General features: G+C 68.5%; 17 protein-coding genes, 1 tRNA gene, 1 other RNA gene and 2 pseudogenes. 9 read left to right on the top strand and 12 right to left on the bottom strand.

The features are described 5' to 3' along the window. A pseudogene (locus tag JWP83_RS29045) lies at positions 1-146 on the top strand (alcohol dehydrogenase); the annotation flags it as partial. Here the strand turns inward: JWP83_RS29045 and JWP83_RS29040 are convergent. The 3 genes and pseudogenes from JWP83_RS29040 to JWP83_RS29030 form a co-directional block, all read right to left on the bottom strand. Then, positions 137-991: pseudogene (locus JWP83_RS29040) on the bottom strand (SDR family NAD(P)-dependent oxidoreductase); the annotation flags it as partial. The pseudogenes JWP83_RS29045 and JWP83_RS29040 sit on opposite strands and share 10 nt — an antisense overlap. Positions 992-1,010: 19 nt before the next feature. Further along, on the bottom strand, positions 1,011-1,670 hold the full coding sequence (locus tag JWP83_RS29035; RefSeq protein ID WP_297738492.1) for a cutinase family protein: 660 nt from the start codon (positions 1,668-1,670) through the stop codon (positions 1,011-1,013). Positions 1,671-1,854: 184 nt separating this feature from the next. Next, on the bottom strand, positions 1,855-2,028 hold the full coding sequence (locus JWP83_RS29030) for a CsbD family protein (RefSeq protein WP_297738486.1): 174 nt from the start codon (positions 2,026-2,028) through the stop codon (positions 1,855-1,857). A gap of 68 nt (positions 2,029-2,096) precedes the next feature. Here JWP83_RS29030 and JWP83_RS29025 point away from each other — a divergent pair, with 68 nt between their 5' ends. Continuing rightward, positions 2,097-2,249 (top strand): hypothetical protein, encoded by a 153-nt coding sequence (locus tag JWP83_RS29025; RefSeq protein ID WP_297738494.1) that lies wholly within the window; start codon positions 2,097-2,099, stop codon positions 2,247-2,249. Positions 2,250-2,292: 43 nt separating this feature from the next. Beyond that, positions 2,293-3,603: a serine hydrolase domain-containing protein gene (locus JWP83_RS29020; RefSeq protein ID WP_297738490.1), complete on the top strand. Its 1,311-nt coding sequence runs from the start codon at positions 2,293-2,295 to the stop codon at positions 3,601-3,603. Between the two features lie 63 nt (positions 3,604-3,666). Here JWP83_RS29020 and JWP83_RS29015 read toward each other — a convergent pair whose 3' ends face one another. The 3 genes from JWP83_RS29015 to JWP83_RS29005 form a co-directional block, all read right to left on the bottom strand. Further along, complete coding sequence (locus JWP83_RS29015; RefSeq protein ID WP_297738484.1) at positions 3,667-4,722, bottom strand: dihydrodipicolinate reductase; 1,056 nt, start codon at positions 4,720-4,722, stop codon at positions 3,667-3,669. 103 nt (positions 4,723-4,825) lie between these two features. Continuing rightward, the gene (locus JWP83_RS29010) at positions 4,826-5,971 is read right to left on the bottom strand and encodes a hypothetical protein (protein WP_297738482.1); all 1,146 of its coding nucleotides are present in this window, start codon (positions 5,969-5,971) and stop codon (positions 4,826-4,828) included. Then, positions 5,968-7,287, bottom strand: a complete 1,320-nt coding sequence (locus tag JWP83_RS29005; protein ID WP_297738480.1) for a hypothetical protein — start codon at positions 7,285-7,287, stop codon at positions 5,968-5,970. Before JWP83_RS29005 ends, JWP83_RS29010 begins: the two co-directional genes overlap by 4 nt. A gap of 98 nt (positions 7,288-7,385) precedes the next feature. Here JWP83_RS29005 and JWP83_RS29000 point away from each other — a divergent pair, with 98 nt between their 5' ends. Next, positions 7,386-7,694, top strand: a complete 309-nt coding sequence (locus JWP83_RS29000) for a hypothetical protein (RefSeq protein WP_297738488.1) — start codon at positions 7,386-7,388, stop codon at positions 7,692-7,694. A gap of 3 nt (positions 7,695-7,697) precedes the next feature. On the opposite strand, the gene JWP83_RS28995 is transcribed toward JWP83_RS29000, so the two are convergent. The 3 genes from JWP83_RS28995 to JWP83_RS28985 all read right to left on the bottom strand — a co-directional run bounded on the left by JWP83_RS28995 (position 7,698) and on the right by JWP83_RS28985 (position 11,355). Beyond that, positions 7,698-9,044 (bottom strand): CHAT domain-containing protein, encoded by a 1,347-nt coding sequence (locus JWP83_RS28995; RefSeq protein ID WP_297738478.1) that lies wholly within the window; start codon positions 9,042-9,044, stop codon positions 7,698-7,700. Further along, complete coding sequence (locus JWP83_RS28990; RefSeq protein WP_297738476.1) at positions 9,041-10,777, bottom strand: hypothetical protein; 1,737 nt, start codon at positions 10,775-10,777, stop codon at positions 9,041-9,043. The genes JWP83_RS28995 and JWP83_RS28990 overlap by 4 nt, the downstream gene beginning before the upstream one ends. Positions 10,778-10,872: 95 nt before the next feature. Further along, a complete protein-coding gene (locus JWP83_RS28985; RefSeq protein WP_297738474.1) occupies positions 10,873-11,355 on the bottom strand; it encodes a lipoprotein LpqH in 483 nt (160 codons plus the stop codon). 138 nt (positions 11,356-11,493) lie between these two features. Here JWP83_RS28985 and JWP83_RS28980 point away from each other — a divergent pair, with 138 nt between their 5' ends. After that, a complete protein-coding gene (locus JWP83_RS28980) occupies positions 11,494-11,868 on the top strand; it encodes a hypothetical protein (protein ID WP_297738472.1) in 375 nt (124 codons plus the stop codon). Further along, the gene (locus tag JWP83_RS28975; RefSeq protein WP_297738470.1) at positions 11,865-12,605 is read left to right on the top strand and encodes an enoyl-CoA hydratase/isomerase family protein; all 741 of its coding nucleotides are present in this window, start codon (positions 11,865-11,867) and stop codon (positions 12,603-12,605) included. Before JWP83_RS28980 ends, JWP83_RS28975 begins: the two co-directional genes overlap by 4 nt. Positions 12,606-12,607: 2 nt before the next feature. Here JWP83_RS28975 and JWP83_RS28970 read toward each other — a convergent pair whose 3' ends face one another. Both JWP83_RS28970 and JWP83_RS28965 read right to left on the bottom strand, forming a co-directional pair. Further along, positions 12,608-13,375, bottom strand: a complete 768-nt coding sequence (locus JWP83_RS28970) for a hypothetical protein (RefSeq protein WP_297738468.1) — start codon at positions 13,373-13,375, stop codon at positions 12,608-12,610. Between the two features lie 103 nt (positions 13,376-13,478). Next, positions 13,479-13,567: transfer RNA gene (locus JWP83_RS28965), tRNA-Ser, on the bottom strand. A 66-nt stretch (positions 13,568-13,633) separates the two neighbouring features. On the opposite strand from JWP83_RS28965, the gene ffs reads away from it, so the two are divergent. The 3 genes from ffs (at position 13,634) to JWP83_RS28950 (ending at position 17,207) form a co-directional block, all read left to right on the top strand. Beyond that, an RNA gene (gene ffs / locus JWP83_RS28960) (signal recognition particle sRNA small type) lies at positions 13,634-13,728 on the top strand. A 249-nt stretch (positions 13,729-13,977) separates the two neighbouring features. Next, positions 13,978-15,270: an aminotransferase class I/II-fold pyridoxal phosphate-dependent enzyme gene (locus JWP83_RS28955; protein ID WP_297738466.1), complete on the top strand. Its 1,293-nt coding sequence runs from the start codon at positions 13,978-13,980 to the stop codon at positions 15,268-15,270. Positions 15,271-15,437: 167 nt separating this feature from the next. Further along, complete coding sequence (locus JWP83_RS28950; protein WP_297738464.1) at positions 15,438-17,207, top strand: DNA polymerase III subunits gamma/tau; 1,770 nt, start codon at positions 15,438-15,440, stop codon at positions 17,205-17,207. On the opposite strand, the gene JWP83_RS28945 is transcribed toward JWP83_RS28950, so the two are convergent. Next, a complete protein-coding gene (locus JWP83_RS28945) occupies positions 17,204-18,523 on the bottom strand; it encodes a class I SAM-dependent methyltransferase (protein WP_297738462.1) in 1,320 nt (439 codons plus the stop codon). The genes JWP83_RS28950 and JWP83_RS28945 overlap by 4 nt on opposite strands. Between the last annotated feature and the right edge of the window lie 60 nt (positions 18,524-18,583).

The raw sequence follows: 18,583 nt of genomic DNA, 5'->3' as shown, positions 1-18,583 counted from the left end.
TGACCTGCACCAACGCGAAGCTCGAGGTGGTCGACCAGCCGACCCCGGAGCCGGGCAAGGGCCAATTGCTCATCGAAGTTCTGCGGTGTGGCATCTGCGGATCCGACCTCCAGGCCCGACACCACTGCGACGAACTCGCCGACGTGACGGGTGTTTCGAAGGGCAGAAACCGGCCCGCCCTGTCCAGCACGGCACCCGCCACGCGCAGGGCGGTGTCGGGGATCCGAACCGCGACAATCGTGGTCCCGGCGACTTGGCCGATCATGGTCGCGAGCTCGGACGCGGGAATCCGATGCCCGCCCGCGGTGTAGCGCCGCGGCCCGCGTCCCGGCTCCAAGAGTGCCGCGTGCAGCGCGGCCAGATCGCGGACGTCGACGACCAACCACGCCGCGCTGCGCCCCGGGATCGCATGCATCTGCACCGCGGCCTTGACGCCCTCGCCGGCCTCACCGAATTGGTCGCCGACCGGCGGACCGAGAACCATGCCGGGATAGGTGATGTTCACCGGCGTGCCGGCGTCCTGCAGTCCGCGCGCGTAGATCTCGACCTGCGCCTTGGACGTTCCGTACCCGTCCGCTCCGCCGACGACCGGCAGGTCCGCCGTGAGCGTCTGTAGGCCCGGATGAAACAGCGCCGTGAAGCTCGACACGTGAACGATGGGATCCAGGCCCAGCTCGACGGACTGGCCGAGGACGTTCTGCGCGCCCTGCATGTTCGTCGTCAGCATCTCTTTGGTCTGGCGCGGGTCGGTCGCCACCAGGGCGGCGCTGTGCACGACGGCGTCGCAGCCGCGCAACGCGTCCCGCACCGAAACGCGATCGGTGATGTCCCCGACGGCGAAGTCCGACACGTCGACGCCCAGCTTGGCGACGGACGTCTGCAGCCGATCGGGATTTCGCACCAGGAACCGGATGGAGTGCCCGGCGTCCGCGATTGCCTTGGCGGTCCATCCCCCGACGAATCCCGTGCCGCCCGTGACCAGAACATGCATGGTGCGATTCTGCACCTGGCTACAGGTGATCCGCGGCGTAGGTCGCGGCTTGGGCCGTCATGCCGTTCAGCCCGTAAGAAATATGCGCTGCGGGATCGTCGCCGTTACCGCAGATCCCGTCGCCCGGCGCGCACAACTCGAGGGTCTTGGCCTGATACGGCGGGCCGATGATGAGCGAGGGCGCGCCGTATTTCTGCAGAAATTGACCCGACGGCGCTCCGAACAGCGTGACCGCGGCGACGTGGTTCGCTATCTCCGGTGGCATCGGCCGGGGGACCGCGCTGGCCGGCACGCCCGCCGGAACCGCGGCCGAGGTGGCGTAACCCGCTACCGCGGCACCCTGGGAATACCCGCCGAGGATCTCTCGGGTCTTGGGGCAGTTCGCCGCCATCGACTCGATATGCGAACCGGCGTCGCGGATGCCGTCGATGACGGTCAGCGGGAAATCGCTGTTGGCAAAGTCGGTGCTGGCGGGGTAGTTGACCGGATAGACCCCGAGCGACCGGGCGCCGATCTGCCCGCGCAACGCGTCGATAAATGACCCGCCGACGCCGCCGACACCGGGCGGTTCACCGGAACCGCGGGCGAACACCACCTCGACGTCGGGGCACGGATCGGCCGACGCGGGGGCCGGAGCGCCCAACAGTGCACCGGCAGCCAACACGGCCGCAACTCCCATGGATGTCGTGAATCGGCGCATGTTCGTAGACCTTCGCATCATCGGTGTCCTTTACCTGATATTCGACGCCAATTGCGCTGTGGATTGCGGACCGACGCATTTCTCAACAACGTGTGCCGATCGCAACATGAAAGGACCAGCGGGCCGCCTGCCGTACTGGCAAGCCCGCTGGTCAAACGGTCAATTACCGCTTGAAGGCGTCTTTGACCTTCTCGCCGGCATCCTTCAGGCTGGACTTCGCCCGATCGGCCCGGCCTTCGTTCCGGGTGTCTTCGTCTCCGGTGACCCTGCCGATAGCTTCCTTGGCCCGGCCGCCCAGATCCTCGATCTTGTTCTTCACCTTGTCTGCACCACTCATGCGTTGTGGCTACCCAGCGGCGTGCGATATTGAAACCGCAGGGCGTCCGGCCTGTCATCATGGACATTGTGAGCACCGCAATAGTGGTGGCGATCGTGGCGACGCTGATGTTGCTGGGCATCGGCATGGTGGTCAATCAGCTTCTTCGGCTGAGGAAGTGGTTGAACGACTCGCCGCCGCATAAGACGCCCGGCGAAGAGGCCCAACACCCGCCGGAGTGACTTGTATTCAGCGCTCTTCCCGGCTGATAGCTTCGTTCCTGTGATGGCGCCGCGTCGGGGATCAACCCTGCTGGTGACCGACGATGGCTTGCCGCGCGGTGTGTCCGGTGCCGCCGACCCCCATTTCGCCAATGTCGTCGGGGTGTTCTCGCGGCTGTTCCCCGGCCGCCGGTTCGGCGGCGGAGCCCTCAGCGTCTACATCGAGGGCGCGCCCGTCGTCGACGTCTGGACGGGCTGGTCGGACCGCGCCGGCAGCGAGCGCTGGACCGCCGACACCGGCGCCATGGTGTTCTCGGCGACCAAGGGTGTCGCGTCGACCGTGATTCACCGGCTGGCCGACCGGGGCCTGCTGTCCTATGACGATCCGGTCGCCGAATACTGGCCCGAATTCGCGGCCAACGGGAAGGCCGACATCACGGTCCGCGATGTCTTGCGGCATCGATCGGGGTTGTCGCACCTGAGGGGCGTCACCAAGGCGGAGCTGATGGACCACGTCCTCATGGAGGAGCGCCTGGCCGCCGCGCCCGTCGATCGTCTGCGAGGTGTGCAGGCGTATCACGCGCTGACCTACGGATGGCTGCTGTCCGGTCTGGCCAGGGCGGTGACGGGCAAGGGCATGCGAGAGCTGATCCGCCAGGAAATCGCGCGTCCGCTCAACACCGACGGCCTGCACCTCGGCCGCCCGCCCGAAGGCTCGCCGACCAAGGCGGCTCAGATCCTGATACCGCAGGGAAAGCTACGAGCACCGGTATTCAACTTCATCGCACCGAAACTGGCGGGCCTGCCGTTCTCGGGCGCCCTCGGGGCGATGTACTTCCCCGGCGTCATATCCCTCATCAAGGGGGACACCGCGTTCCTCGACGGCGAGGTGCCGGCGGCCAACGGCGTGGTGACCGGCCGCGGCCTGGCCAAGATGTACGCCGTGCTGGCCAACGACGGCCGGATCGACGGCAAAAAGTATCTGTCCGCGGAATTGGCGCGCGGCCTGACGGGCCAGCCGCAACGCAAGTGGCCCGACGCAAACGTGGTGGTGCCCATGCCATTTCACCTGGGCTACCACGAGTCGCCGGTGCCCGGCCTGCTCAAGGGTTTCGGTCACGTGGGCCTGGGCGGGACCCTCGGATGGGCGGACCCCGAATCCGGCAGCGCCTTCGGGTTCGTCCACAACCGGCTGTTGACGCCGTTGCTGTTCGACATGGGATCGTTCGCGGGCCTGGCCAGTCCGCTGCGGAACGCCATCGAGGCCGCCCGCCACCAGGGCCCGCTCGAGGTGCCGCAGCTTGGCGCGACGTACGCCAAGCCCGCTCGGCGTCGGGCGGCCGTCCCCGAAACGGCGGTGTCCGGCGACGGTTAGCCGGTCGTAAGCCGAAGAAGCCCGACGGCGCCCAAACTCAAATGTTGCGCCGGCTTTTCGCAGTTACACCTTTGCGTAGCCGCGGGGAAGGGTGAGCGGTAGATCGGTGTAGGTGACGATGCCCGGCGGGGCGGCCACGACCGCCGGAATCGCGTTGATGGTGGGCATCGCCGTCATGATGTGCCCGAGCGCCATGAACTCGGCGATCGTCTCGGCCTGGAAGTACGGGGGAGGCAGGAAGCCGACTTTGGTTGTCACCGTTGGTTGCCCGTCGATCTGGATGACCCACCCGTCCTGGTCGATCTTCCAATCGGGATCGAGCGTCCGTCCCTTGCGCCACCGGACGTTGAGGTCGATCGACGTCTTGCCGCCGACGATGCCCTGCCAGCTGATGTAAACGCCCGCGACGCATCCCGCCGGAATGGTCCAGGACGCCATTTCGAGATCGGCCGTGGTCTGGGCGAATTCGGCCACGCAACGCACCTCGTCGAGCTCGACGCCGAGCGCGTCGGCCACCAGCCGCACGGCCTCGCCGAAAATCGCCGTCCCTTTTCGGGCCATCTCCTGCAGCTCCGGGTGGTCGATCGGCTGGCCGAAGCCCACCGGCTTCTCGGTGTCGGGCGAGTCGTAGAACGTGGTGTCCGCCGCCTCGATGACGGAGACCTTGTCGATCCGGTTGCACACCATCGCCGAGACGATGGCCAACAGTTCGGCGAAGCCCGGGCTGACGCCGGAGCCGAACATCGTCGACCCACCCTTCTGGCAGGCTTCGACGATACGGTCGCGGCCCTCGCCCAGGTTGGCTCCGGTGATGAAGGACGCCGTCGTCACGACGTTGACGCCCGCGGACAGGATGCGGACCAGCTCGTCGACATCGATCCACATGGGGTTGTAGACGACGCAGTCCGGTTTCAGGCCGAGCAGCTCGTCGACGTCGTTGGTGGCGCTCACGCCCAGCGGCGCGATGCCGACGAGTTCCCCGGCGTCGCGGCCGACCTTGTCTTTTGACCAGGCATAGCACCCCACCAGTTCGAGGAGGGGATTGTCCGCGATCGACTGGAGCGAGCTCTTGCCGACGTTTCCGGTGTTCCACTGAACGACCCGATAGTTGTTTGGCACTCGCTCAGCATAGGGAATGACGCCCAGTCGGGCGACAGTGAATTTGACGACGGGACACGCCGACGTTGCGTCGCCGAATTCACAGTCGGCGGGGTTTGTGGGCTCAGTAGTCGGATTCGGCCGCCAGAGTTTCCGCCAGGAACGCATCGTGCGGCGGCCGGTCCAGCCGTGCCCTGGCCCACCGGCGAACCCGCTCCCGGGTTTCGCGGGCCTCCGGCACCTGCGCGCCGACGATCACCGACGTCGCCGACCAATCGTGGTCCCAGGCCGCGGATTCCGCCAGCGGTCGCTGCTGGCCGTCGACCAGCGGGAGGATCGATGCGCCCTCGGCGTCCATGGCGCCGCTGCCGCTGACGGCGCCGGACCGCAGTCGGACCGCGGTGCCCGCGGCCGCGTCCGGTCCTATGACGGCCGCCCGCACGACGCCTATCACCGCCGTCCCGACCATCTCGACGGCCCACTCGACGGTGTTCTCGCCCGCGTCGAAGATGCGGGGCGGAACGGCGCCCCAGCCGATGGACGTGACACCCCGGGCGATCGGGGCCGCAGCGCGCGTACCCACGCCCGCGCCGGCGGCCAGCGCGTAGTCGTCGCGGCGTCCGCCCGGCGTCGCGATGACGTCGCTCGAATCATCCAGAGCCGCATACAGTTCCGGCCAGCCGTGGTCGTCCACACCGACCTCCTCGGCCAGCCCGGCGCCGGCCAGCACCATGTCACGTATCCGCGGATCGTCGTCCCGCAGGTGTGTGATCAGGGCGGGGGCGTGCGGTGCCAGCAGCCCCCCCACATCGGAATCCAGGGTTTCGTCGGTGAAGAAGCCCTGCGCGCCGGAGGTCAGCAGAGCGACCTCGACGTCGAGCAGCGCGCGGTCGAGACCGGCGATGCCGTCGAGGCGGCTGGCGGGCCACCATCGCCGCAGCCAATGGCCCAACGCCAGCCGCCGGAGCGGATCGACGGATCCCGGCACGATGTCGACCCCGGCGAGCTCGATGCTGTGTGGCTGCTCGGCCGGGCTGTCCGCGGCGCCCAAGGCGGAAGCCAACGCGACGTGCCCGGCGTCGCCCACGACGCGCCAAAGCCAGTCGGCGCCTGACAAATCGGTGAAGGTGATCCGGGCTGACACATCGCCCGGTGGCTCGTCGATCGTCCAGGAGAGCACTCCGCCGCTGACCTCCAGCACCGCGGCCAGCGGCGAATCCGCGGTGGCGGGACCCGTGCTCCACAGACCGGAATCGGCAACCAATCTCATCCGGCCACCTGTAATTCCAGCATCGCCTTGATCCGTTGCCGATGGTCGAGGCTCACCGACCGCGCGACCCCCTCCAGCAGGGACCGCACCTCATCGACGTCGTCGCACGGCTCCTGCCAGACGTCGCGTCCGTGCAGCCGCGCCCACAGCCGGCTCAGGTAGGGCTGCGCGTACGCGGCGAGGTCGTCGACCACTTGCCGTTGGCGCGGGTGGACCGGGCCGCCCTCGGCGAGATAGCGCCGGGCGTGCAGCACGTAGGCCTCCTTGCGCAGCCGGGCCTGGATCTGCGCCGCCAGCGCGTAGCGGCTGGAAACGGAGGGGTCCAGCGGTGCCAGCTCGACGGCGATCTCGATGCCGGCCACCAACGTGGCCTGTTTGTCCTCGGACAGCAGCCCCCAGGGCGCCGAGGCCCGGTCGACCTCTTCCTCGCACAGCAGCGGGATGTCGGGCAGCGCGTCGCGGTCCAGGGCGCGCCGCAGCGTCGCGCGTACCCGATCCACCACGGTGCGATCCAGCGGCCGATCGCGGTCGGAGCCGTTCGCTATCCGCGGTTGCCGTTGTGGCTCAACCGAACTCAAGCCCAGCCCGACGATCGACCACGGCAGCTCGGCCGCCACGACCCGGGCCAGCGCCCCCAGGTTGTACGGTGTGGAGTCGGCGATCACCGCCGACCAGACCCGTTGCCGGGCCGCCGCGGCGCGGTGGCCGTTGGCGGGCCCGAGCACCGTGCCAAGCTCGGCGAGGAACGGGCCGGTGGCGGTCTGGCCGGCCCGCACGTCACCCCAACTGCGGTCGAGCTGCGTGGCTAGCCTGGCCACGACATCGGGGCTTGCCACGTATCGGTGCAGCACCTCGATCGCGGTGCGGTCGCGGCCCTGGTGAATGTCGGTGAGCACGGCCGCCGCCGTTTCGCTATCTTGTGGCGCCGGTGGGCCTTTCGTCACCGCGAGCTCGAAGCAAACCGGAAAGTACAGTTCCTGGGCGTTGCCGGTGCGAATCCGCTGCCTGCGGCGCTCGAGCTTGAGCGTGTCAAACCACGCTGCGGCGGCACGCAGTTCGCGTGCGCTGCCGACGATGAGCTCGTGCATCGTCGCCGCGGTTTCCGGTGTGACGACCGGGGCCGAGTACTGGGGGTTGGATCGTAGCCGGAGCACCAGGGGGTCGATGATGCGTTTGACGGTCCGGCTCAACGGGCCGCCGTCGTCGCTGCTGAGCACCTCGACGCCTGGGCCGATCGCGCGCCACGCCGCCTCGATCACCGACCGGCGTGGGTGGCCCACCGCGACGACGGTCGCGATCTGCGAATCCGCGCTCATTTGCACAGGATAGGGGCATTCGGAAGATATCGGCAGCCGAAAAGTTGGGTTCGGTAGCCGTCCGGCCGTTAGAGCCTGGTGGCATGAAGAAGCTGATCATGCTGCTGCTGGGGGCCGGCCGGTTCCCGTTCGCTCGGCGCCGGAACGCGGCGGGGCCCACCGTCGGAGTCGGCACCGTGCGCACGGTCGGCGATGAGCGCCAGGTTTTCATCGAGGTGGTGGCCGTGTCCGGCGAGACGTTCATCGGGAAATTGGCGCGCTGTGACGGCGATCCGGACGTGTCGATGCTCCGCCCCGGCCTCGTCGTCCTGGTGGCGTTCGATCCCGCTGCGCGCGAAGAGCTTTCGCTGCCCAAAGACGCGGAGGCTGTGATCGCCGTCAACGCGTCCTTGCTGGCCTCGATCTGAGCGCTATCGAGCACCGTCCACCGCGAAACTGACCAGCGCGCCCCAATACAGCGGGCTGGCGGTAACGGCACCGTCACGCCAGCGCCGCATCTGCGCGCGCTGCCAACGATTCACGGCGCACCCCGCGTCGGCGCCTTCGTGTGCGTCGTCCACGGCGACCACGACATCGGCCATCGGGTCGGCCGGTTCGTGGGCCGCAAACCGTCGATAGGCCGCGGAAGTGGGCAGCGACCACAAGGTGGCGCTCACCAACTGCGCACCGCCCAGGACCATCGCCGCCACCAGGCCGGTCGCCTCGTCGAATTGATAGTCCCCGCCCGATCCGCAGGCCAGCAGGGCAACCCGCGGGGGAATGGGCAATTGCATGGACATCAGGTCCGCCGCGGTCAGCGGGCGGTGGTCGCCAATGGCCTCGGCGCCTCCGGGAATCTCCGCCGTGCAGGCCAGGTGCAGCGCCGCGCGGTCGGCCTGGCCGTGCGCCGAACTGGCGTGGCCGACATACATGAGCCGACTCGGGGTCTGTGCCAGCTGCTTCGCCAGCCAGACGCGGTCGGCGTCCTGACGGCGGAACACCTCGACCACGTCGTCGGCCTCCGGCAGCACCCGGCGGCGTTCCATCAGCCCGGCGAAGTGTTGCGCCAATTGCGTTTCCGCCGAAGGCCTGCCGAGCACCGAGCCGAGCGCGGAGTCCGGGCGCTGCCCGGGTACTCGTGGGTCGAGGACCAGCACCGGCGGCCCGCCGCGCCTGGCGTCCCAGCCGGCCGGCGCCCGCGGCGAGTGCACGATGTTGGGCGGTACCGCCATCAGCACGTCGACCAATTCCATCAGTCGATGGCCGTCGGTGTAGGCGCCGATATCGGCGAGCTGCCACGGGATCTGGGCGGCCACCCTGCCGCTGGCGGTGATGGCATCCTGGCGAGCGCGCACGAGTTCTTCTTTGCTCGGCCCCGACTTCGGCACCGCCAGAAGGCCCCACGGCACCCGAGCGAGCCGGGAGCTGGGCGAGACGAACAACACCGCGCGCGGCGTTGCCACGCATTCCGTCAAAAGTTGCCAGCCCGGCGCGCCGATGAGCAGCACCCCCAGGATGTAGGCGATCGTCAGTTCGGTGTCCGGTGCCGCAAAGGGACCCGTGGTCAGTGCCCGCTCGATGGCGTCACGGCGGCTCTCCGAGCCATGCGGCTCCGGCAATGCGCCAACCAGCTCCTGTAGGGCCGCGAGCAGGATCGGCTCCTCCACCACCCAGTTGACGGTTCTGGACGGCTGCCCGACTATCCGCAAGCTCGCGTACGTGACGATCCCGACGTCGGCGAATCGCAGGACCAGAATCAGCCGGTCCGCGTCACTCATGGCCAAGTGGACCAGGCAGGTTCGCCGGCGGTGACCTCGCGCCCGTACCGCTGCAACGCCAGTGCGCGATAGCGACTCATGATCGGCGCAGTGTCCGGCTGCATCTGCAGCGGCGGCAAGGGGCCCAGCCGCGTCAGCGAACGGCCACCCCGCGCCGGCGGGCCGGCCGCGGCCAGCGCTTCGCCATCGTCGATGAGCACCGGTGGGGTGGCCGTGGATGCCCATTCGCCGATCTTGGCGCGCTCTGGTTCGACGTCGAAAGTCCCTCGAGCGCTGTGGTATTCGACCATCTCACTGATCAGCTCGGTGTTCTCCCATTCCCATGCGACGGCGAACGCGCCGGCCAGGATGGGCGCCGAAACGCTGGTAGCCCAGCGGGATCTCGCGTCAGCATCGGCGATCGAGTACCGCACCGAGTCGACCGCGAGCGCGGCCGGCACCTTGAGCTCCGCGGCCTGTTCGAGCTTGCTCATCCCGCGCCAGTATTCTTCAGTACCGACCTCGCCCTTGAGGATGCCGAGTCCCTCGGCCTGCCGCGCCTCGGTTTCCTCCAGCGTCTCGTCGGGATCGCCCGAACTGTCGAAACCGAGGTCCGCCAATGCATCCGCGCGCCACACGGTACCAAGATGATTGTCCAGCTGGGCGTATTGCAGCCAACTGCTGCGTGGCGACGAGTCGAGCAGTTCCCGGGCTTGGGCGATCAGTTCGACCGCGTCGGCAAAGCGACTCCAAAAGATCGCTATCCAGCTGCGTTGCAACAGAATACGTTGTAGGTGCAGCGGCTTTCCCAGTTCGCGCCAGTGCCGCTCGGCATGCTCCCAGCACTCGTCGGCCGCCTGTAGGGCACCGGATCCCAGGCGAGTGAATCCCATGTACAGCCAGCAACGGGCGACGTCGTGCGCTCGGGCGTAGCGCGCAATGACGGGGTAGGCCTCCGAGATCAGTTTCTCGGTGCCGGCGTGGTCGGCCGCCGACCAGCATGCCGCCGCCCGCTCCAATTGTGTTCTGGCCGTTGCCAGTTCCCAGCCGTTCGCTTGTGCCCGGGCCCCCGCGCGGCGCAGCCAGGGTTCGGCCTCGGTCAATCGCCCGGTCTCGACACAGAACCGGCCGTAGCCGGTGGCCGCGGCCACCCTGAGATAGTCACCGAGCGGGCTCCCACTGCCCAGGCGATCTGCATCTTCCAAGGCGGCCAGCACCTGGTCCCATAACGGAACTGACTGCACATGCAGGTCGTCGTCGCAGAGCGCGCCCGCGCATAGCATTTGCGCATAGGTAACGAGGTGGCCGTGCTCGTCGGCGAGGTCGGCGAAATCGCCTTCGGGGCCCTTGTCGCTCAACGCCGCCAGCGCCGAGGCGGCGCCCTCGTGATCGCCGAGGGCCGCGGCCAGTCCCGTTTCCAGAAACTGTGCCCGCCGCGAGTATCGACAGATCATGTGCGCCACCTCGGCGTCGGACATGCCCACCCGTTCGGCGGCCTCCGGCATGGTGCCGGCGACGATTTCCGAATAGACGGCCAAGCAGTCGCGGATGCGCCCGATGGACTCGCGCACTCCGTCATTCGCTCCGCGCGAGAGATAGATCTCACCAAGCTGGGCAAGGGCTTCCAGCATCAGGTCGTCCCGGTCCTCGCGCTCGATCCGAGGCACCAGCGCCAGCAGCAGATCCCGGGCCCGGATTTCGTCGGCGGCAAACGCCAACCGGCGGGCGTTCTCCAATTCGCCGGGGATCGACACGGCTGCATCATAAGTCCGCCGTCGTCGGCATGGCGAGGAACCGGAGCGGCGGACGTGTGAGTGAAGGCACGCCCGCCGTCCCGGAGTGCGATCGATCAACCGCAAGTCACCTTGATGTTGAAGTCCTTGGTGATCATTCCGGCCATCGGGTTCTTCAGGTCGGCGCCCTGAGCCTGACCGGCGATGGTGTAGGTCTTGCCGTCCACCGCCACATTGGCCGAACCGACCTTCGCGCCCATGCCGTTACTGACCGACAGCGCGTTGCCGTCGACGACAAGCGCCAGCGACTCGACCGTCGGGGGGTTCGCGTCGGTCATCACCACGGCCAGCGCCTGCTGGGCGCCACCGGTGGACCCGCTGCCGATGTCGATCTTGCCGCCGGTCCTGACACAGGTCACCGACGTCGGGTTCAGGCCCGCCAGGTCGGTACCGCCCACCTTGACCTGCGCGCCGGTGCCGGTGGAGGCACTGGGCGCCGTGCTCGGCGCCGGGCTGGCTGAGTGGCCGCCGCTCGAGCACCCCACCAGCGCCGATGCGACGCCGAGGGTTCCAATCGTTCCCACGAGAAGACGTTTCACTGCATTTCCTTCCTTCATGCGCCGCCTCGTTGGCGTCGTCATTGGCGCAAGTACAGACGCCCGGGCCTGCTACCGATCCCAATTTCGATGGCCACCCGGTAGGCTGCGGCGACACGGCCGATGAAAGGGAGACACCCGATGGCGAGCGTGAAATGGCTGGAAAAGCCTGAGGCGCATGACTTCCCGGCGGCAGCCGACTACCTCGCCCTGCTCGCGGAGCCGGGTACCGCCAATCAGTTGGCGGAAAAGCTGAAGGCAGGAATCGTCAGCCACAAAAAGGCGAAGGACATCCTCCGGGCGGCGCAGCTGAGGCTGCTACCCGAGGACAACCCCCACGTCGCCGCGGATCTGTCGAAGATCAAGAAGGGGCAAGCGTTGTCACCGATTCTGCTGGTCCGCGGCGACTTCACGACGGGTGTCCCGCTCCAGATCGCCGACGGTTACCACCGGGTGTGCGCGAGCTATCACACCGACGAGAACACCGACATCCCGGTCGTAATCGTCTCAGCGTGATTGAGATCGAAGCCGCCGGCGCGGTCCAGGTGCTGACCCTTTCCTCCGGGCGCGTCAACGCCCTCGATGTCGAGCTGCTGGAGGAGCTGACGGACGCCCTTGGCGAGCTGCAGCACTCCGGCGGCGGCGCACTCGTCGTCACCGGCGCCGGCCGCGCATTCAGCGCCGGGGTAGACCTCAACCGCGTGGTGGAAGGCGGCGCGGGCTACACCGACCGGCTGATCCCGGCGCTCTCCGAGGCGTTCGAGGCGATGTTCTGCTACCCGGGCCCGACGGTGGCCGCGATCAACGGTGCCGCCATCGCGGGCGGGTGTGTGCTGGCCTGCGCCTGCGACCGGCGGCTGATCGGCCCGGAAGCGCAGATCGGGGCCTCCGAGGTCCGGGTCGGAGTGCCCTTTCCGGTCGCCGCGCTCGAGGTGATGCGCTACGCGTGCGGGGACCGCGCCGAGGGCGTGTTGCTTGGCGGCCGCGTCTACCGGGGCGACGAGACCGTCGCCAACGGGCTCGCCCACCGCGTCGTCGCCGACGATCTCGTCGGGGCCGCGGTGGCGGAGGCGGCCGACCTGGGCGGGATCCCGGTCGAGGCCTATCGCCATACGAAAGCGCAGCTGCGCGCCCCCACCCTGGCGCGGATGCGCGAGGGAGCCCTTGTCGACAGCGAGGTCCGCCAGCTGTGGGGTGCGGACGAGACCCAGCAGCGCATCGCCGCCTACGTCGAGAGCCTTCGGCGCCGCTGAACTTACTCGTCGAGCGCGACGCCGCCGCGGGTGCGCCTGCGCCGCATCCGGTGCGAGCCCTTGCCGGTCGGCCGGCGGTTTTGCAAGCCGCCCCGGGGCTCGTCGGCGTCCTCGGTGTCTTGCGCCGGCGCGTCGTGGGTGTCCTCGGTGGCCGATTCGGTCTCGGCGGCGGGTTCGACGGGCTCTTCTGCCCTTTCCGGGGCTCCGGCTGCTTCGGCTGCTTCGGCTGCTTCGGTTTCTTCGGCCTCGTCGGAGATCTCTTCGGTCTCGGCCGCCTCCTTGCGGCGCAGCCCTCGCCCTTTGGGCTGCTTGGCCTTCTTCGGCTTGATCGGTTTCGGCGGCGGTGGCGGCAGCTCGGCGATAAACGAGAGGTAGAACGCGAAGAAGCCAACGACGCCGATCGCGGCGGCGGCCCCGTAAATGGCGAACAACCACCGCCCGGCGTTGTCCAGGCTGAGCCAGATCTCGCTGATCGCGGTGCCGATGATCAGCACACCGGAAAGCACATGGGCCACGATCGACCAGACCCTGATCGACAGGGCCAGCTGCGGCGTCCCCAGCTCAGGCTTGCGGGTCCGCAACAGGGTGAAGACCACCGGCAGCGCGGCCAGGGCCACCAGTGCACCCGTCACGATCCGAAGCGTCGTCCCCACCGAATGCGTGGTGTCGCCCATCAGCTCAGGCCAGCGGGGCAACACGAAATAGAAGTAGAGGACGCCGGCAGCGACCGAAAACGACGCGTGCCACGGTATGGCGACCTTGCGCCCCATATGCCTCCTCATGCTGGTGATGAGCCCACGCCAGCCTAAATGCCGTGCAAACCGATTCCAAACAGGCCCGCTGCATGGTCGCGCCTCAACCGAGGACGACCGATGGCGGAGGATGCGGGATTTGAACCCGCGAGGGCTGTTAACCCAACCCGCGTTCCAGGCGAGCGCCATAGGCCACTAGGCGAATCCTCCGTGGCCATGGTAACCGAGCGCCGTGCGGTCGCCGCCGGTTGCTTCGGGACAAGGTATTACACTCGCCATGGACCCCGCGCGGCGTCTATCCTGTGAACTCCCCCAGGGCCGGAAGGCAGCAAGGGTCAATGGGCTCTGTCGGGTGCGCGGGGTCCCCCAGGCTTGATGAGCGGCGACCGGCCGCGCCCGGTCCCCCGCAAGCGGGGGCGCCCCCACCGCGCGCTTGCGATCGCCGCTAGGCTCGATGAGCGGCGACCCGCCGCGCCCGGTTCCCCCGCGCTTGCGATCGCCGCTAGGCTTGATGAGCGGCGACCCGCCGCGCCCGGTCCCCCGCGCTTGCGATCGCCGCTAGGTCGGGGCTGGGCAAAACCCCCGCACCCTCCAAGCGTTCGACAGCGAAAGGGCCCCTGGTGTCGTTCGATTCCCTCAGCCCTGAAGAGCTGGTCGCGGTGCACGCCCGCAACCAGCAGGATTACGGCGAGCTGCAGGCCAAGAAGCTGGCTTTGGATCTGACCCGAGGCAAACCGTCCGCGGAGCAGCTCGACCTGTCCAACCAGCTGCTGAGCATGCCCGGCGACACTTACCGCGACGCCGAGGGCACCGACACCCGCAACTACGGGGGCCTGCACGGCCTGCCGGAACTGCGGGCCATCTTCGGGGAGCTGCTCGGGATCCCGGTGCAAAACCTAATCGCCGGCAACAACTCCAGCCTGGAGCTGATGCACGATCTCGTAGCCTTCTCGATGCTGTACGGCGGGGTGGACTCGCCGCGGCCCTGGAAGGACGAGCCCGTCGTCAAGTTCCTGTGCCCCGTCCCCGGCTACGACCGCCACTTCGCCATCACCGAGACGATGGGCATCGACATGATTCCCGTCCCGATGCTGCACGACGGGCCGGACGTCGACCTCATCGAGGAGCTGGTCGCCGTCGACCCCGCGATCAAGGGGATGTGGGCGATACCCGTGTTCGGCAACCCCACCGGCGTCACCTACTCCTGGGAGACGGTTCGCCGGCTCGTGCAGATGCGGACGGCGGCGCCCGACTTCCGGCTGTTCTGGGACAACGCGTACGCGGTGCACACCCTGACGCACGACTTCATCCGTCAGGTCGACGTGCTCGGTCTGGCGGCCACGGCGGGCAACCCCAACCGGCCCTACGTCTTCGCGTCCACCTCCAAGATCACCTTCGCCGGTGCCGGGGTCAGCTTCCTGGGCGGGTCGCTGGGCAACATCGCGTGGTATCTGCAATACGCGGGCAAGAAGTCGATCGGCCCGGACAAGGTCAACCAGCTGCGGCACCTGCGCTTCTTCGGCGACTCCGACGGCGTGCGCCTGCAGATGCTGCGCCACCAGCAGATCCTGGCGCCGAAGTTCGCGCTGACGGCCGAGATCCTGGACCGGCGGCTGAGCGACTCGAAGATCGCCTCGTGGACCGATCCCAAGGGCGGCTATTTCATCAGCCTCGACGTGTTGCCCGGCACGGCGCGGCGGACCGTCGCCCTGGCCAAGGACGCGGGCATCGCCGTGACCGAGGCGGGCGCATCGTTCCCGTACCGCAAGGATCCGGACGACAAGAACATCCGAATCGCGCCCACTTTCCCTTCGTTGCCGGACCTGCGTGACGCGGTCGACGGGCTGGCGACGTGCGCGCTGCTCGCGGCGTCTGAGTCCCTGCTGGTCTCCTCCACGTCGAGTGTGAGCTGACGGCGCCGAGTGTGCGCTGACGGCTTTCGCTGTGCGCTGAGGGCGGGAAATCCGACGAATCCCCACCTTGCACGCACACTCAAAGCCGTGGCCGCACACGCGATGCCGTGAATGCACACGCGATGCCGGCCGGGCTTTAGTCAGCGCGCGCCGGTAGCCTGCTGACCGTGGCCCTCTACCGCAAGTACCGACCGGCAACCTTCGCCGAGGTGGTGGGGCAGGAACACGTCACCGAACCGCTGTCCATTGCCCTGGAGGCCGGCCGGATCAACCACGCCTACTTGTTTTCTGGGCCCCGCGGCTGCGGAAAGACCTCGTCGGCGCGCATCCTGGCCCGGTCGTTGAACTGTGTGCAGGGCCCGACGGCCACCCCGTGCGGAGTTTGCGACTCCTGCGTCGCGCTGGCGCCCAACGCGCCCGGCAGCATCGACGTGGTGGAGCTCGACGCCGCCAGCCACGGTGGCGTGGACGACACGCGCGAGCTGCGCGACCGCGCGTTCTACGCTCCGGCGCAGTCGCGCTACCGGGTGTTCATCATCGACGAAGCGCACATGGTGACCACCGCCGGGTTCAACGCGCTGCTCAAGATCGTCGAGGAACCGCCCGAGCACCTGATCTTCATCTTCGCCACCACCGAACCGGAGAAGGTGCTGCCGACGATTCGGTCGCGCACCCACCACTACCCGTTTCGGCTGCTGCCGCCGCGCACCATGCGGGCGCTGGTAGGGCGGATCTGCGAGCAGGAGGGCGTCGTCGTCGACGACGCGGTGTATCCGCTGGTGATCCGCGCCGGCGGTGGTTCGCCGCGCGACACGCTCTCGGTGCTGGATCAGTTGCTGGCCGGAGCCGAGGGCGATCACGTGACTTATCAGCGGGCGCTCGGCCTGCTGGGTGCCACCGACGTCGCGCTGATCGACGACGCCGTCGACGCCCTCGCCGCCGCGGATGCCGCCGCGTTGTTCTGCGCGGTCGAATCGGTGATCGACGCCGGGCATGACCCACGGCGCTTCGCCACCGATCTGCTGGAGCGGTTCCGCGATCTCATTGTGCTGCAAGCGGTTCCGGATGCCGTGAGCCGCGGCGTGGTGGATGCACCCGAGGACGTACTGGACCGGATGCGCGAGCAGGCGGTGCGAATCGGCCCGGCGACCCTGACCCGCTACGCCGAGGTTGTGCAGGCCGGACTGGGTGAGATGCGCGGTGCGACGGCGCCGCGTCTGTTGCTGGAAGTGATCTGCGCGCGACTGCTGTTGCCCTCGGCTAGCGATGCCGAGGCGGCGCTGCTGCAGCGCGTCGAGCGGATCGAGACCCGGCTGGGCGTCTCCATCCCCGCGTCAGAGGCTGCCGCCGAGCCGAGTCCGCCGCCAAGGCGGGCGGCGGTTGCCAAGCCCCCGCCGAAACCCGAACCCGAGCCCGCCCCCGAGCCGGCTCCGGCGCCCCCATCCGAACCCGAATCCGCTTCTGCCCCAGGCGAACTCAACGCGTCGGCGGTGCGAACCATGTGGCCGACGGTGCGCGACAAGGTGCGCCAGCGCAGCCGCACCACCGAGGTGATGCTGGCGGGTGCCACGGTGCGGGCGGTCGAGGGCGACACGTTGGTGCTGACCCACGCGTCCGCGCCGCTGGCCAAGCGGCTATGCGAACAGCGCAACGCCGACGTCATCGCTGAAGCGCTCAAGGACGCGCTGGGGGTGAGCTGGCGGGTGCGGTGCGAGGTCGGCGCCGCGGCGCCGGACGCAAGCGCCCCGCCACCCGCCCCGCAGCAGGCGCCCGCCGACGAGCCCGCCGACGCGGGTTCGGCTCAGCGGGACGAAGAGGAACACATGCTCGCCGAGGCCGGTCGAACCGAGCCGTCGGCGTCGCGGCGCGACCCTGAAGAGGTCGCACTCGAGCTGCTGCAGAACGAACTGGGCGCGCGCCGTATAGACGGCGGCTAGTTCTGCCACCACGGCCGCAGCGGCAACTCGTCGTCGCCGCAGTCGTCGACATTGGCGGCCAGCACGTGATGCAGCTGAAGATTGTTCTGCTCGAAGGCCACCCGGGAGGCCGCCATGTACAGGCCCCACACCTTGGCCGTCGCCAGGCCGACCTCGGCGACTCCATCGTCCCAGTGATCGACGAGGTTGCGGCACCAGTCGCGCAGCGTCATCGCGTAGTGATGGCGGAAGTTCTCCTCGTGCAACACCTCGAAACCGGCGTCCTGGATGTCGGTGACGATGCGGCCCGAGCCGGTCAACTCGCCGTCCGGGAAGACGTAGCGGTCGGTGAACCCGCCCCCAACCGAAGGCGACTTGTTGTCGTGGCGGGTGATGCAGTGATTGAGCAGCAGGCCGCCGGTGCGCAGCTTCGATTTCAGGAAGCCGAAGTAGGCGGGATAATTCTTGACGCCGATGTGCTCGGTCAACCCGATCGAGGAAACGGCGTCGAATCCCGCCTCGGCCAGGTCACGGTAGTCGGAGTGGCGCACCTCGGCGAGGTCCGCCAGCCCCTCGTCGTCGATCGCTTGTTGCGCCCACTTCGCCTGCTCGGCCGACAGGGTGGCGCCGATCGTCCGGACACCGCGCCGGGCCGCGTAGCGCACCATGCCGCCCCAGCCGCAGCCGACATCGAGCAGCCGGTCGCCCGGCTGCAGCCGCAGCTTCTCGAAGATCAACCGGTATTTGTTTTCCTGCGCCTCTTCCAGAGTCGCGTCGGCGTGGGGGTAGACGGCGCAGGTGTAGGTCATCGACGGGCCGAGCACCCACTCGTAGAAGGTGTTGGAGACGTCGTAGTGGTGATGGATGGCCTCGGCGTCGCGGGTCTTGCTGTGCATGACGCCGGCGGCGACCCGCCGCCACCGCGGGGGGGCCTCCTCCGGGGGTGGGGCGACGGGCAACAAGCACTCGACACCGATTGAACGGACGATGGCCGCCAGCAGCCGCGCGGACGGCCGCCTGAATTGGACGCGGTCGGTGAGCGTCTTGAGCAGCTCGTAGGGATCGCCGGGGTGTACGCCGTATGCCTGCAGGTCGCCCGATACGTACGCCCGGGCCAGGCCGAGCTCGCCGGGGGCCGTCGCCAGGTAGGTGGCACCGCGGGGTGTCCGGAGGTGCAGGCCCAGCACGGCGTCCTCGTCGCCCGCGGTGCTGCCGTCGTACGCGGTGAACTTCAGCGAATGGCGCCCGGTCGCGGCGAAGAGCTCGAGAATCTCCGCCATGCTGAGCTTTCCGGTCGTGGTGTGGTGGGGCTCTTTGGTCTCGCTAGTTGCTGTCATCGCCGTTGCACCGCCTTTGCGTACAGGTCCAAAAGACGCGAATCGGGATCGTAGGTCTTC

Origin of the sequence: Mycobacterium sp., assembly GCF_025965855.1 — a bacterium.
Lineage (GTDB): Bacteria > Actinomycetota > Actinomycetes > Mycobacteriales > Mycobacteriaceae > Mycobacterium.
Note: the sequence above shows the minus strand (reverse complement) of the source record. Positions and strands in the feature narration are given on the sequence as shown.

Coding starts and splice junctions, on each gene's coding strand:
- JWP83_RS29035 (WP_297738492.1), bottom strand. CDS start 1,670: ATGGGAGTTGCGGCCGTGTTGGCTGCCGGTGCACTGTTGGGCGCTCCG.
- JWP83_RS29030 (WP_297738486.1), bottom strand. CDS start 2,028: ATGAGTGGTGCAGACAAGGTGAAGAACAAGATCGAGGATCTGGGCGGC.
- JWP83_RS29020 (WP_297738490.1), top strand. CDS start 2,293: ATGGCGCCGCGTCGGGGATCAACCCTGCTGGTGACCGACGATGGCTTG.
- JWP83_RS29010 (WP_297738482.1), bottom strand. CDS start 5,971: ATGAGATTGGTTGCCGATTCCGGTCTGTGGAGCACGGGTCCCGCCACC.
- JWP83_RS29005 (WP_297738480.1), bottom strand. CDS start 7,287: ATGAGCGCGGATTCGCAGATCGCGACCGTCGTCGCGGTGGGCCACCCA.
- JWP83_RS29000 (WP_297738488.1), top strand. CDS start 7,386: ATGCTGCTGCTGGGGGCCGGCCGGTTCCCGTTCGCTCGGCGCCGGAAC.
- JWP83_RS28995 (WP_297738478.1), bottom strand. CDS start 9,044: ATGAGTGACGCGGACCGGCTGATTCTGGTCCTGCGATTCGCCGACGTC.
- JWP83_RS28980 (WP_297738472.1), top strand. CDS start 11,494: ATGGCGAGCGTGAAATGGCTGGAAAAGCCTGAGGCGCATGACTTCCCG.
- JWP83_RS28970 (WP_297738468.1), bottom strand. CDS start 13,375: ATGGGGCGCAAGGTCGCCATACCGTGGCACGCGTCGTTTTCGGTCGCT.
- JWP83_RS28945 (WP_297738462.1), bottom strand. CDS start 18,523: ATGACAGCAACTAGCGAGACCAAAGAGCCCCACCACACCACGACCGGA.